Source organism: Candidatus Nanopelagicales bacterium (genome assembly GCA_028687755.1).
In the GTDB taxonomy this organism is placed as follows: domain Bacteria; phylum Actinomycetota; class Actinomycetes; order S36-B12; family S36-B12; genus UBA11398.
This window is the reverse complement of sequence record JAQTZL010000005.1, coordinates 58,089-71,852: the sequence shown is the minus strand read 5'-3', so window position 1 is coordinate 71,852 and position 13,764 is coordinate 58,089. Positions and strand designations below refer to the sequence as shown.

General features: G+C 56.0%; 13 protein-coding genes and 4 tRNA genes. 7 read left to right on the top strand and 10 right to left on the bottom strand.

The genetic code is table 11. From position 1 onward, the window contains the following. Nucleotides 1–28: 28 nt before the first annotated feature. Both PHN51_08065 and PHN51_08060 read left to right on the top strand, forming a co-directional pair. Nucleotides 29–1,210: an FAD-dependent oxidoreductase gene (locus PHN51_08065; protein MDD2818731.1), complete on the top strand. Its 1,182-nt coding sequence runs from the start codon at nt 29–31 to the stop codon at nt 1,208–1,210. A 113-nt stretch (nt 1,211–1,323) separates the two neighbouring features. Then, nucleotides 1,324–2,457: a hypothetical protein gene (locus tag PHN51_08060; GenBank protein ID MDD2818730.1), complete on the top strand. Its 1,134-nt coding sequence runs from the start codon at nt 1,324–1,326 to the stop codon at nt 2,455–2,457. A 13-nt stretch (nt 2,458–2,470) separates the two neighbouring features. Here the strand turns inward: PHN51_08060 and PHN51_08055 are convergent. The 5 genes from PHN51_08055 to PHN51_08035 all read right to left on the bottom strand — a co-directional run bounded on the left by PHN51_08055 (nt 2,471) and on the right by PHN51_08035 (nt 6,321). Further along, nucleotides 2,471–2,545 (bottom strand) — tRNA-Lys (locus PHN51_08055). A 69-nt stretch (nt 2,546–2,614) separates the two neighbouring features. Then, entirely contained in the window at nt 2,615–3,514 is a 900-nt protein-coding gene (locus PHN51_08050) for a M48 family metalloprotease (protein MDD2818729.1), read from the bottom strand. 2 nt (nt 3,515–3,516) lie between these two features. Then, a complete protein-coding gene (locus tag PHN51_08045; protein MDD2818728.1) occupies nt 3,517–4,071 on the bottom strand; it encodes a LemA family protein in 555 nt (184 codons plus the stop codon). Between the two features lie 59 nt (nt 4,072–4,130). Beyond that, nucleotides 4,131–4,580 carry a ribose 5-phosphate isomerase B gene (rpiB, locus tag PHN51_08040; GenBank protein ID MDD2818727.1) on the bottom strand — a complete coding sequence of 150 codons (450 nt, stop codon included), beginning with the start codon at nt 4,578–4,580 and terminating at the stop codon, nt 4,131–4,133. 4 nt (nt 4,581–4,584) lie between these two features. After that, nucleotides 4,585–6,321 carry a heparinase II/III family protein gene (locus PHN51_08035; GenBank protein ID MDD2818726.1) on the bottom strand — a complete coding sequence of 579 codons (1,737 nt, stop codon included), beginning with the start codon at nt 6,319–6,321 and terminating at the stop codon, nt 4,585–4,587. Here PHN51_08035 and PHN51_08030 point away from each other — a divergent pair. Further along, nucleotides 6,290–6,658, top strand: a complete 369-nt coding sequence (locus PHN51_08030) for a hypothetical protein (protein MDD2818725.1) — start codon at nt 6,290–6,292, stop codon at nt 6,656–6,658. The genes PHN51_08035 and PHN51_08030 overlap by 32 nt on opposite strands. Before the next feature lie 8 nt (nt 6,659–6,666). On the opposite strand, the gene PHN51_08025 is transcribed toward PHN51_08030, so the two are convergent. Together PHN51_08025 and PHN51_08020 are read right to left on the bottom strand one after the other, a co-directional pair. Continuing rightward, a complete protein-coding gene (locus PHN51_08025) occupies nt 6,667–7,569 on the bottom strand; it encodes an oxygenase MpaB family protein (protein ID MDD2818724.1) in 903 nt (300 codons plus the stop codon). 29 nt (nt 7,570–7,598) lie between these two features. Continuing rightward, entirely contained in the window at nt 7,599–8,735 is a 1,137-nt protein-coding gene (locus PHN51_08020) for a trypsin-like peptidase domain-containing protein (GenBank protein MDD2818723.1), read from the bottom strand. Between the two features lie 126 nt (nt 8,736–8,861). Between PHN51_08020 and PHN51_08015 the strand changes: the two genes are divergently transcribed. From PHN51_08015 to PHN51_08000, 4 genes are all read left to right on the top strand, one after another. After that, nucleotides 8,862–9,833, top strand: coding sequence for an L-threonylcarbamoyladenylate synthase (locus tag PHN51_08015; GenBank protein ID MDD2818722.1), 972 nt, complete (start codon nt 8,862–8,864; stop codon nt 9,831–9,833). An 80-nt stretch (nt 9,834–9,913) separates the two neighbouring features. Next, nucleotides 9,914–9,986 (top strand) — tRNA-Glu (locus tag PHN51_08010). A gap of 13 nt (nt 9,987–9,999) precedes the next feature. After that, nucleotides 10,000–10,076, top strand: a tRNA-Asp gene (locus PHN51_08005). Nucleotides 10,077–10,123: 47 nt separating this feature from the next. Next, a tRNA-Phe gene (locus PHN51_08000) sits at nt 10,124–10,200 on the top strand. 240 nt (nt 10,201–10,440) lie between these two features. Here the strand turns inward: PHN51_08000 and PHN51_07995 are convergent. The 3 genes from PHN51_07995 to PHN51_07985 all read right to left on the bottom strand — a co-directional run bounded on the left by PHN51_07995 (nt 10,441) and on the right by PHN51_07985 (nt 13,378). Further along, entirely contained in the window at nt 10,441–10,926 is a 486-nt protein-coding gene (locus PHN51_07995; protein MDD2818721.1) for a hypothetical protein, read from the bottom strand. 419 nt (nt 10,927–11,345) lie between these two features. After that, nucleotides 11,346–12,770 (bottom strand): hypothetical protein, encoded by a 1,425-nt coding sequence (locus PHN51_07990; GenBank protein MDD2818720.1) that lies wholly within the window; start codon nt 12,768–12,770, stop codon nt 11,346–11,348. A gap of 290 nt (nt 12,771–13,060) precedes the next feature. Next, nucleotides 13,061–13,378, bottom strand: coding sequence for a helix-turn-helix domain containing protein (locus PHN51_07985; protein ID MDD2818719.1), 318 nt, complete (start codon nt 13,376–13,378; stop codon nt 13,061–13,063). Nucleotides 13,379–13,764: the final 386 nt, after the last annotated feature.

Here is a 13,764-nt window from a genome sequence, read left to right as displayed (position 1 = left end):
ACCTGGGTGGGAAGGTAGCGTGCCCCAGATGAATCCAGTGGTGGTTGTGGGAAGCGGTATTGCCGGCATCCGCGCCGCAGAGGCAATTCGAGCTCATAAATATCTCGGCGAAATCCTGATTATCGACCCGGAACTACCGAGTTACCGGCCAGCTGTTTCCAAGGAAGCCCTCAAATCCAGGGTGCTGGACGGCTTTGGCATGCCAATGAAGCGCAGCGCTGATGAGTTCACCTGGCTCATTGGTCATGGAGTGGTGAACTGCTCTCTTGATGGACAGCACCTTTGGGTGTCCGACCCCGATGGCCAGACATCGACTATCCACTTTGACGGTTTGATCATCGCTAGCGGTCTTCGGTCTCGACATCTGACAGTGCCCGGTCCCACCGCTGGGCGATTCACCCTTCGAACGATTGCCGACGCGCAACTTCTCGAACCGATGCTGGTTACGGGAGCGCGTATTGCAATTGTCGGGTCAGGGTTTATTGGGTGCGAAGTTGCGGCAATCGCATCCGAGCGTGGCTGCGAAGTCACGGTGGTATCTCCAGAAGCGGTGCCGTTAAGTTCGGCCCTTGGTGATGAAGTCGGCCAAAGAATTGCGAATCAACATGAACGCCACGGAGTGAATTTCCGCACCAAGCGAATTGTTGCTGCGTTTGGAGGTGACGAACGAGCCACAAGTCTTCTTCTTGATGATGGAACCGAAGTTCAAGCAGATGTCGTTGTCGAGGCTGTGGGATCTATTCCTAATATCGATTGGTTAAACGGAAACACCCTTGACTTATCAAATGGAGTCTTGACGGATCAGTACCTTCAGGCTGTTGGAACAACTGCACCGGTACGCGCTTGTGGTGACATTGCTCGTCATCCAAATGCACTGTTTGGGATGACGCCTCGCCGAATTGAACACTGGACTACCGCCGCAGACCTGGGTGCTCACGCAGGGCGCGGCCTTGCCAAGCAACTCAATGCTGTGAATGAACCAGAGGTCCCATTTGCCGCTGTGCCTGCATTTTGGTCAGATCAGTACGACCTCCAAATTCAAAGCTTTGGAATACCTTCCATCGCGACCGAAGTAAACATTATTGAATCTGCTGACGATGGCAGTTGCATTGCCGAATACTTCGATTCCTCAGGGCTCGTTGGCGTTGTCGGGATAAACCGCACAAGCCAGATAGCTGGCTACCGCAGATCCCTTGCCGGGCGCATATAAATATGCAAAGACCCGTGCAGCTGGGGGGCAATTGCACGGGTCTTGCGAGATTGATTGTGCCCGATTGCACTGCGCTTTGTCACGCATTCACCTCTTATACCTAGAATCTGTTCGTGCCCGATTTTGTGAAGAATCCTCACCTGAAAGATGGGGGAATTTTGCTCCATATCGGAGTCCACAAAACGGGGACGACAACGATCCAAGATGCCTTCGCACAGAACCGAGCACGGCTTACAGAATTCGGGATCTCATATCCGGGAACCGGCCAGGCGCATCGTGCCATTGCTTCATCAGCAATGAATCGTCGTGTGGGTTGGCGCCCAGGTGGTTCCCCACCACCAGATCCCAAACTTTGGGAAACGTTTGTCAGTGAGGCCGAGAATTTTGACGGAATTACCGTGTGTTCAAGCGAGTTTTTTGCCGAGGCTTCCAGCGAAGTGGCCGAACGGATCGTTGATCGCATAGGCAAAGAGAACATCCATGTGGTGATCACCCTGCGAAACCTTGCAAAAATACTTCCATCGGCTTGGCAACAAATCTTGAAGTCCGGTTATGAGTTTGGTTATCTTCACTGGCTCAATAACGTGCTGGGCTCAGAACAACTCGAACCCAAATCAGAAGTATTTTGGCTTCGACATCGCCATGATGCAGTCGTGAGCCGCTGGGCAAACATTGTTGGCAGTGAACGAGTGACTGTTGTTGTGGTCGACGATTCTGATCGTGACAGCATCTATCGAGATTTTGAATCCTTAACTGGTTTGCCTCAAGGGTTCTTGCTTCAAAACAAACCTACGTCAATGAATCGGTCACTGACTCTCGCGGAAGCTGAGTTACTCCGACGCATCAACCAATCCATCGGTGGCGGCAAAGGATGGAAACCTTATTCCCATGAAGTCCACGACGGACTTATTAAAGGAATGGTTGAAGGTCGCACTCCAGGTGCCGATGAAGTGAAACTGCAAACTCCACAGTGGGCCCTCGACCGCGCCGCAGAGTTTGGAGCGACCTATGTCGCGGCTATTAGGACATCGGGTGTCAATGTGATGGGTGACCTCAGTCTGTTGAGCGCACGCTTCACTGGTCCGGAACATATTTCCGACACTGATGTTGCAGATCTGCCAATCGATGCCGCAGTTGCTGCGATCCTTGGTGCGCTCGGGGACGGTGCAGTTAAGGAAGCGCCGAGCATCAATCAACGGCTGCTTAAGAAGGTCAGTGCCGCCAAGAAAAGGATCATCCAGAAGTAAGAACTGGAGCCTGTGGTGGGACGCCGGGGGCTCGAACCCCGAACCTACGGATTAAAAGTCCGCAGCTCTACCATTGAGCTAGCATCCCGCGGATTGCGAGTTCCCCCACAAACCTGAGGGATAAGGCTATCGCCAAGCGCTTTGGAGCTCACCGGCACTACTGCCCTAACGGCGGAAGACCTTCCATTTGACGCAGCAGATTTATGCGCTCACTCAGTGGCGGATGGGTATCAAACATGGATTTCGACTTGCCATCCAATGGGGATTCAATCCACACATGAGCCACAGCAGTCGATTTTTGCTGCACGACCGTGTTGTCCGCAGCCAGGGTCTCTAACGCTCGGCGAAGCCCAGAAGGGTTGCGTGTGAACTCAATTGCTGTGGCATCGGCGAGGGACTCGCGTTTGCGCGAAATGGACGCACGAATAAGAAGTGCTGCAATGGGTGCGAGAATCAAAATCACCAATGAGATCACTATCGCAAATGGATTGCTGTTTTGATCTCTGCGGCTGAAGAACGCCATGCGGGCGCCCATGTCGGCGATCACCGCGAGCAGTCCCGCTGTGGTGGCGGCAACAGCCATGACCAACGTGTCGCGGTTACCCACGTGCGCCATTTCGTGTGCCGCGACTCCTTGAAGTTGCTCGCGATCCATCACGCGAAGAATTCCTGTCGTAAATGCGATCACCGCATGCTCTGGATCACGGCCTGTCGCAAACGCATTTGGAGCGGGGTCATCAACGATCGCGACCTTTGGCATTGGTAAACCCGCTGCCATGGTGATTTCTTCAACGATGTTGTAAAGCTGTGGTGCATCGTCGTGACTGACTACTTTTGCGTGCGTCATCGCGAGGACCAAAGTGTCTGATTTCCAATATGAAGTCCACACTCCAATCAATGAAATCCCGACAGCCATCGGAACGAGCCAATACGCATCGAAATTTAAGATCGTGCCTGCTGCCCAAACAACGGCAATCACAGCAAAGAACATCAATGCGAGCAGCAACCAGGTTTTGCGTTTGTTCGCTGACTGCTCGGCTCTAAACGAGACCGCCATAATTACTCGAAGGAAACAGTAGGAGCGTTGCGATCCGCTTCATTTGGCACTTCATAGAATTCGCGAGCATGCACACCGGTCATACCAACGAAGAACTTGGTGGGAATAGTGACAATTGCGGTGTTCAAGGTTCGAACCGAATCGTTGTAGAACTGGCGTGAAAATGCCACTTTGTTTTCCGTTGAAGAAAGTTCTTCTTGAAGTGACAGGAAGTTCGCAGATGCTTTCAAATCTGGATACGCCTCAGCGACTGCAAGCAAGCCACGAAGAGCCTGTGTTAACTGACCATCCGCTGCAGCGACTTCTGCTACGCCATTTGCGTGTTCGGCCACTGCTCGAGCTGCAGTTACCTTTTCTAATGTGCCACTTTCATGGGCAGCGTATCCCTTAACAGTGCTCACTAAATTAGGGATCAAATCGCTGCGGCGCTTGAGTTGCACCTCAATCTGCGCGAAAGCTTCATCAACCGCAACATTGGCTTTTACCAGACGGTTGTAGGTCGCGACTAAATAGATCGCAAGTATGACAAGGACAGCAATAACAATGAAGATCCACATGCTTTGATTCTACGCTCGATTCCCGAACTTATCGAGAGCCAGAATCTGCTGACTGAGAACTAGATTGCTTGACCCGCATCGAGTTCAGCCAGCTGCTCCACGCGCGCCTCGTGACGGCCACCCTCAAAGGCTGTTTCGAGAAAGACTTTGAGTGCTCCTACCGCCACATCTGGGTCTGTCACGCGCTCGCCAAAGCAGGCAACGTTGGCATTGTTGTGTTGCCGGGTCATCGCGGCATCTTGAGTGTCCCGAATAATCCCTGCACGAACCCCTGGGACCTTGTTCGCAGCCATGCAAATGCCCTGACCACTTCCGCACACTGCAACACCAAACGCAGCCTTGCCAGATGCCACTGTTCGACCAACTTCTGCACCAAAATGCGGGTAATCGACGCGATCTGAGGAGTACGCCCCAAGGTCAATCACATCGTGACCTTGTTCAACAAGCCAGCCGCGCAAGTGTTCTTTGAGAACGAAACCTGCATGGTCAGAACCAATCGCGATGATCATGGGATCAGAGTAATGCAGCACCCAACTGAGGCATTGGTGCTGGCGTTGTGATCGTTTGTCCATTGCGGGTAACCGTGACACCAGTAGAGCTGATGGTCACAGGAACGCTTTCACCTGCATTACGTGCAACGAGAACTGTCACTAACGCTTGGCGCACTCCAGCCTTTGGAATCGGCACCTGACGATTTACGACCTGACCTGGAAGTTTGGTTCCCCAGGTGCCAGTGAACCAGCCTTGCTTGCCCCCAGGCTGCGCATGATCAACCACCCACGCATCAGTTCCCGACTTCACGACATCAAGTTTCTTATCGCCTTTTGTCAGTACCAATCTGTTGCCTTCGTAACCGGTATCAACGCCGTTAGGAATTTGCCATCGTTGCCAAGTAAAGCGACCCTTGGCTTTTTTGCCGCCGCGAGCAGCATTGATGTAATCGGTGACGATCATCGCATCGACACTGCGCACATATTGCGTGCATCGAACCAGGGTCACTGTCTTCCAAGTGTTGTCCTGGACGCAGGTGGTGTCATTACCGCCAGTGGCCCAGTCACTTTGCGCAACTATGCGTTTGGTTCCCGACCACTTACTACGAGCCACCTTGCCGACAGTTAATGCCGAATGCGCAGCCCTAGTTTTCAAATATGCACGCAATGAATCACTGTTTTCGTAACGGAAAGGGCCCGGATCGCCTATCCACTCAACGCCCTTTGAATAGAACGTCAAACCAGTTCCGTCATCATGCGTGTGAGCAGTTGCCGGACGCGTAGAACTTGAACGTACTGAATAGAAACTATCCGGCATCCCAGGTTGTGGCTGCCAACCAGCGCGTCCAAACACATAGCCGCCGTCGTACACCGAATAAATCGGTGCAGGTGGAGTTCCACTTTTCCCACCGGTACGCACCCATTCAGCTTGGCCGTCAGCAGCGCCGAACGACCCCTTGAGAGATTCATTGATGCTGTCACCGAGCGACTCAACGAGAAAGTCCGGGCGAATCGATTGCGCAACAAAGTCATACAACTTATTACGCAAAGTTGGAATTGGGTCGGCCGGAATTCCGCACGTGTTGGCGGCCGCTTGCACATCTCCAAGTAAATTCTCAATGTACACCGCGTAGCCAGGTGAACCCTCTACATCGCTACCGTCAGGCTGAACGACTCCATTGGCAATCGCAACAAGATTCCGCCAGGCCTTGTCGCGCAATGCTGTGTCACCCGTCCAACAAAACGCAGCTAGCGCGCCTGTCTGTCGAATCAAGTCGGTGTTGTTTGAACCAATGGCGATTGCGCGTGCTCCTGCATTTGACTTCACCATTGTTTGCGCATCGCGAATAGCAGCTGCGGTGATCACTGGATCGTTCAAGGTTTGCGCAGCACACACCAACGTTTCCGTGCGTAGTCCTCCATAAATGGAAGAGTCAACCCACGCACCGCGCCTACCTTGATGGTCGGCAATCCAGTACAAAAGAATTTGACGGAAACGATCCACCATTGCTTGGTTTTGGACTTGCACCCCTCGAAACAGAAGCGGTAATGCCCAATTGAGAGAGTTCACATGCCGATCACCTGAAGTGTCAGACGTTGCCTGTGGCTTCCAATCTGGATGTTCTGTCAACTGATACGTGCCACCTTTACCAAAATTAATGGTTCCGCTGGTCAATAATTTTTGAGCCGCTACTCGTTCACTTGCAGCCGATGTTTGCGGAAAAATCGTGCGGCACCAACTACCAAGCGCAGTTGGCATCACCACGGGTGGTGCAGCGGGAACTGCTGTAGGCATAGGTGACGCGGGCGTTGTTACCGACGGCGTCGCGCTCGGTGTAACGCTGGGACTCATGGTTGGTGTTGCCGTGGGTGAGGCTGACGCCGTACGGCTGGGTGTAGGCGTTGGCGTTGGCGTTGGCGACGCTGAAACTGCCGGCGAGGTCGACGGCGCTGGCGTTTCAGCAGCATGTGCTGGCAATGCACTCAACAAGACCGAACCCGACGCCATAACAGTCAATGCGAACGTCAGGGTCTTGGTCTTGCGGCGCTGGGGAAGCATTCGACCATCATCACCCATAAATACGCGAAATCAGTAATTCGAATGTTACGAGTTGCTATCAATCCGGGACATCGCCGCTTGTTGGGAAGGGGATGTTGGGCCAAGAGCGAATGCGAGCGTTCCCAACATGGCCGTCACTGCAGGGCGAGCGACTACTTGCGGGACCCGAGGTAATCCCAGCATTGCGAGGTGTCGTGGTGACATGGTTGATAAAGCCCCGAGGAGCAACGCTGCATACGGGCCTTGTGCGGCAAACGGAAGTGGCGGTTTACGAATAAACGCTGCGGTTTCTTTGGCTTCACGGCTACTTCGCAATTGAGATACATATCCAGCAATCGCCGTTCGCAATTCGGTGACTGAGCGCGGAGGGTTTTCTACGCCGACGAGCTCTCCAGCTTTCGCCCATTCGCGCACATAAGCGTCCGGGCCACCAGGGATTGGATCGCCCCACACTAGGTGTGTTGCAAGAAATGAATCAGTAAATGCAATGTGCACCCACCGCAAGAGATCCGGATCTGTTGCGTCATAGGGAAACTCAACGCCATCGACCGTGTACACGCCATTGACTCGACGATGCATACCGCGAACGCGTGCGCATTCACGATCAGCTTGTGCTTTGTCACCAAAGGTCACGACTGTGAGCCATTGCGTGGTGCCTGCTAATCGGCCAAGCGCATCTTCTTCGTAACGTGAATGCTGCATCACTCCAGCGAGTGCCGCTGGATGTAGTGCCTGCATTAAGAGCGCACGAATCCCACCGACCAATGTTGGTAACCCACCATGCACTGCCCACGCGGCTGAATCTGGGCCGAAGTAGCCGATGCCTTCGCCCTCGCGCATTTGCGCAACCCATTCTGGAACCCCAGTGGGATCACCAGAAACGATGCGACGAAACCCTGCGGCAGCGCGATCGCGCAGTGGATCGAGCACGTTTGCCAAGGGGTTCATGCCCATAGCCTGCCGCAGGGTGGTTTCGTCTATGCCTTCGAGGCCGTCAGGTTCAGTGGAAGGGTCAATGTTTCCCCGCCGCGATCTACCGTGAGCTGTACTCGATCGCCAGGTGCAAAGGAACGAACAGTCACGATCAACTGAGTGCCATCAGCAATCACTTGCCGATTGACCTTGGTGATGATGTCACCGGTCTTGATGCCAGCCTTTTGCGCCGCTCCACCTGAGGTAACCGACGAAACCTTTCCACCTGGACCTTCAAAGTCCATGGCGAGCTGGACGCCGATCACTGGAGTCTTCGCTGAACCCGTATTGATGATCTCGTTCGCAATGCGCTTTGCGGTATCGATAGGAATTGAGAAGCCAAGGCCAATAGATCCCGCTTGGGCTTCACCTGATGCCATCGAGGCGATTGCCGAGTTCACACCGACAACAGCGCCGTTGCCATTGACAAGTGGTCCGCCGGAGTTGCCTGGGTTAATTGCCGCATCCGTTTGGATCGCGTTGATGAACGACTCATCTCCTGCGGTAACGGGCCGATTCAGTGAACTGACAATTCCCGAGGTCACAGTTCCTTGTAAGCCAAGTGGCGAACCAAGCGCAATGACTTCGTCTCCTACTCGAAGTGTTGATGACTTGCCAAGCGGAACAGTTTTAACTCCCGGCTTATCTACCTTGACGACTGCAAGGTCGTAGCCCGCATTGGCACCCACCAAGGTGCCCTTCGCCTTGGTGCCATCGGAGAACAACACATCAATCCCGCCATCTTTCGCAGAACCTGCAACGTGATTGTTGGTGATGATGTACCCGTCTTTGCTAATAATGAAACCCGAACCCGTGCCTTCACCGTCAGTGCCACTCACATTCAGTTGAACCACGGCAGGCTGCACAGCAGCAGCAACATCTGCAATGGAACTCCCTGCGGGTAGTGACGGTGAGCTCGAATCAGCAGTTGCCGATGCCACCACGGAGGTCGGCAATGTTTGCTTTGCCGCAACAAATCCCACGGCACCACCTGCCGCGCCTGCAACTAATGCAGTAGCTAATAGCCCGCCAACAATTGCGGGACCACGGCCACGCTTCTTTGGCGCAGGTCGTTCCCAGACCGGAGCAATGCTGGTCGCGATCGGTTCAGCGGGCGTGAAAGGTGGAAGTGGGGTGGACACGGGGTCTCCTTCGTGGGGCGAACTCATATAGACATGAGACACCCCAACCAGTGATTTCGTTCCCGTTCGGGCACGAAAACCTAGAGTCCTGACAAACCTCTTACAAAGAGCAGATTGAATAGGCACATGCGAGCAGTTGCCAGTCCCCGAGAGGCAGCACTTGCCTTGGCCGCTGGGCATCTAGCCGCTGTGCCAACGGAGACCGTCTATGGGCTTGGAGCTCGTACCGATGATCCACATGCCATCGCTCAGATTTATGCCGCAAAAGGGCGTCCAGCCGACCATCCGCTGATCGCTCATCTTGCAACGATCGAGGCAATGAATGACTGGGGAAGAAATATTCCTGAATATGCATATCAACTAGCGAAGAGTTTTTGGCCAGGTCCGCTCACCCTTGTTATTCCGCGCTCACCGCGAGCTGGTGACTTCATCACGGGCAGTCAGAACTCCGTTGCGGTTCGAGTCTCTGCACATCCATTAATGCAAGAGGTACAAAGAATTCTTGTTGAACTTACAGGTGATCCTTCCATTGCAATTGCGGCACCCAGCGCAAATCGTTTTGGAAAAGTAAGTCCTACAACTGCGCAGCACGTGCTCGAGGAACTCAATAAATTCACGAGTGCGGAGGATGTTGTTCTCGATGGTGGTGAATGTGCTGTCGGTGTTGAATCCACAATCATTGATTGCACTGGTAACAATCCGCGATTGCTTCGACCAGGTGCGATCAGTGTTGAGCAGGTGGAAGAGATAACAGGACTTCCTTGCACAACTGATTCACAGATTCGCGCAAGTGGAACTTTGGAGTCTCATTACAGTCCCACCGCAACAGTCGAACTGGTTGATGCAGCAGCACTACTCGAGCCTGTGTTCGCCACCGCAAGCATCGGACTCATCGCGTTGGCCGAACATCCAACACCTGCAGGCATGGTGCGCCTGTGTGCGCCGGTCACCCGCGAGGAGTACGCCCAACAGCTCTATTCAGCCCTTCGCGAGGCCGACGCTTTGAAGCTTTCCAAGGTGCTGGCGGTTGCCCCACCCATAGGCGGAATTGGGGCCGCGATCAAAGACCGGCTGACCCGGGCCGCCCACCCGAATTGACCTCAATTACCCCTCCGGCCACCCATCCCCTATAGTTCTCAGGTCACCAACGGCATCCACAAAGGTCGACGGAGATATAGGTCCCCATCGTCTAGTGGCCTAGGACACCGCCCTTTCACGGCGGCGGCACGGGTTCGAATCCCGTTGGGGATACGGCTTCATTTAAGGCCCTGTAGCGCAGTTGGTTAGCGCGCCGCCCTGTCACGGCGGAGGTCGCCGGTTCAAGTCCGGTCAGGGTCGCCAACGATTCGGGGGAAACCCCGATTCATCGCGGCTGGAACGTCAGCCACGGCCAGGTAGCTCAGTTGGTACGAGCGTCCGACTGAAACTCGGAAGGTCGCCGGTTCGACCCCGGCCCTGGCCACCATCAAGATCCCTTGCAGCGCAACGACTTTCGGTGCTCGGCAATTCCTACTGAACTAGCAGGGAAAGCGCTTTTGCCCTTTCTTTTGCCCTTTCACAAGCGCACAATCTGTGGATAACCTGTCCGATTGGTCTGTTTGAGGGAATGTGTTCGGGGATCGTCACGCTGGCGAGGCGAGGATCCGAAGGGTGTCCTGTCCTGCCGTCCGGTATGGCTCGTCAAGCCCGAGCCTGCGCACCAAGGTCACTGCAGCAACTCCAACCGGTCTCGCAGCAGCGCCAACCCAGCTGCGCGCTCGCGCGAGTCAAGGGATTCCGCAAGGTCTAGGGCAACGATGACGGCGCTGGCTACCCGTCTGCCCCCCTGTTCGTTGTCCGCGACTCTCAACGTCACGTTGCCCCGAGCATCCTCGACGAGATGAAAACGGGCAATGCACTGCTGAGCGGTTGCAGGGTCGACGTATCCGTCAACCTCATCGTGCCGAGCTGCTGCAAGTCCAAACTGCCCGGCGATGGCTCCGTCCGCGTCGATCGCCGAGGACCCTGTCAGCGTCACCTCCTGCCTGATCCGGTCGATGAACGAGGCGGATGCGCGATAGCGCCGGACGCTGGCACGCCCCCGAGTCGCCCGCACCACATCCTCGGCTGACATGTGGCGCAGTCGCGATATCAGGCGTGATCGTTCGATAGACCCGAGCCGTCCGGTCTCCCCGGCGGTCAGCAGGTCCATGGCTGCGCTACTCGTTGCGGCAGACCATGGCCGACCACGCCGGACTCCTCGGGTGCGTAGCCGGTGCACCGACACCGCATCGATGAGCGCCGCCCGGCCGACTGTCCCCACCCGCGTGAGGTCACCAGCCGCCAATAGTCTCTCGACCTGCCGCATGCCGACGCCCAGTCGCCGAGCCGCCTCGGAACTGGTCATCGTCTCGGTCGCTGACGCCATGACATAAATAGTCGCATGAGCGACGCATTATGTAAACCCCGCGACGAGACTCATCTAGAGTGCTCGCGAAATGGGGTGCGCCTCATTTGAGAAATGCTCGCGTAGCAGTACGCGGGGGATATCCCCGCCTACAGGGTGGACCAGGGCCTCTCGGCCAGCCCAGCCCTAGAAAATTACCACTTCAGCCGACCCATGCGTATCCCTCATGCCCGGCCCCGGCGCGCACCGAGGTCGATGACGTTGTCCGCATCCAACCCGAGACGTGCCACGACCGTTGGGAAAGCTCCAACCCAGGCCTCCCAGAGGGCATCAAGCCGCTCGGGCAGGCTCGCACTCTGGTCGATCTGGACAGCCCGCCGAGCCCGATCATGGGATCGTTCTTGCATCGCCCGCGCATAGTGCCGCTCAGTGGTGCGCTTGTCCGAATGTCGCAGTAGGAGCGCCGCCTCGGTCAGGCTGCTGCCACTATCGAGCAGTACCGAGGCAGCAAAGGCGCGCAGGTCCTTCACCTTCATCGGGTAACGCCGTGGATCGAGCGCCGGTAAAGACTCATCCCCGACCAGGCCTGCAGCAAGGCGCGCAGGCACCCACACATCGCGGCGGAAGTTGGTGTTGTCGAGCACGCCAATGCTGTGCGTATTGCCAGGCGAGAGCATCGGACGTCGAAAAAGTAGGCGGCCGGCTGGCATTGGCATCGGTGTCTCGCGCAAGCGTTGGTCAGCTAACGCAACGAGGCGCAACCACAGTGGCCGCGGTACCGGGACAGTGGCAGTCATGCCAGCTTTCGGCGGCTCCTGCTGCCAGTAGTTGTTTTCGAGCAGGTGCAGCCCAACACCAGAGTGCGCATCAACTTCCTTCTGCGTCCTGCGGACCAAAACCCGATCGATTGTGATCTGCGGACGATCCCGCCACACCGCCTGCTCGTGAAGACTCACGGCTTCACCCCAGCGCAGCCCGCACCAACCCATCAGGGCGAGCAGCAGTCGGTCGTGCTCGAATTCCGGTGTTTCGACGATCGTCGCAAATTCAGCCCAAGACGGAAGCAATACCGGATCAACGGTCTGCATCGTCGCCCGGCGGGCCTTGCTCGTCTCCACTCGAACGTGAGTCGCGGGATTGACTCCCAAACGGCCCTCGCGCACCTCCCATGCCAGAGCCGCGCCAAGCACCCGTCGTGCGTTTGCAATGGTGCCGGCTTTCACTCCGTCGGCGGCGGGGTCATCCATCCACGCCCTGATGTCGCGGCCGGTCAATTTGTGAATCGGGACTCGGCCAATGTCAGCATGCTTCCGGGAAACGTGATTCTCCAGAACACTTCGGTAGTCACGCACCGTTCGGATCGCTATAGGAGCCAGAGCAGAGTTCTGGCGTGCTGCGATGTAGTCGCTGAGCACCTCGCGAACTTTGCGCACCGTCCCGCTTGGTCTGCCCAATGGGCGAAGGCCCGCGTTCCGATCCATGTCAACGATGGCCACACGCAGTGCCGTCCAGGCGATCGACTCGCTCGCGAAAGTCTCCGGCAACGGTCTGCGATACGCGTCCAGTCGCGAAGGAAGGCGCGCCTGCCAGGGACCCGAACCGGCCGGAATCTCCCGAACCGATCCCTCCACTCCTTTGCGCCTAGCCATTGATAATCCTCTCCTGATCCCTTCCTTGAATTCTGGCTTGTACCTCTGACATCACCTCGTCCTCGAATCCACCGAGTAACCACGCTGATCGCAATGGTCCACAAAGGCATCGAGGTCAGCCTGGGTGTAACGGACGAGTCGCCCTATCCGACGGCAGGGAAGCTCACCTGACAAAGTGAGCTGACGCACCAGCGTTTCCGAAACTGCCAGGGCGAGGGCAACTTCCTCGGCGATGAACAACGCTCTCATTAGCCCGGGTGGCGTGACACTCGACGTCAATGCCACGGCACTCATGCGCCACCTGCCGACGTATCCGCGGAAGGGGTGGCTTCGACTCCCTTGCCGTGGCGCGCAATCCAGCGGCTCACCGTCGATTCGCTGACCTGCAAGATCGCAGCTGCCGTCGGAATCGTCATGCCGGTAATCGACATCAGCTCGTTCCACCCCTTGGCTTCGACCATCTCTGCCCGGGAGATCTCGAGCGCATGGCGCTCCTGTGCTACTCGTAGACGTGCATCGGACTTCTCGCGCATCTTGACGTGGCAGTACTGAAGATTGCGCAACCGATACATCGCACGCTTGGTCTCAATCATGAATTCGTTCTTCATCGTGGTCCTCCGTTCGCTAGCGCCAACGTGGTCGCCATACCCCCTCAACGGTGTGGGGTGCTTGGTACATCGCATTTACACCTCCCGCCCGGCGAAAGATGCAAAGAACGCTGAAATCACCGGAATCACAACAAGAGCAAAAGACAAGCCAAGGAGAATCCACAAATACAGCCACCACAAAGAGTCCATGACAAGCCTCCAAAACCAACCACCAACGACCTACAAGAACAGACCAGACACCTCCCGGGCTGGCATCCCGATGCGTTGGTGCCGGAAGGAGCATTGTGATGCCAGCCCGGGAGGTGTTGGGGTCAATGCAGTTGGTTGTTCTGCCTGCGGATCTTGAGGGCCTTGTTAACGACCTCGTAACAGTCATTCTTCGGATC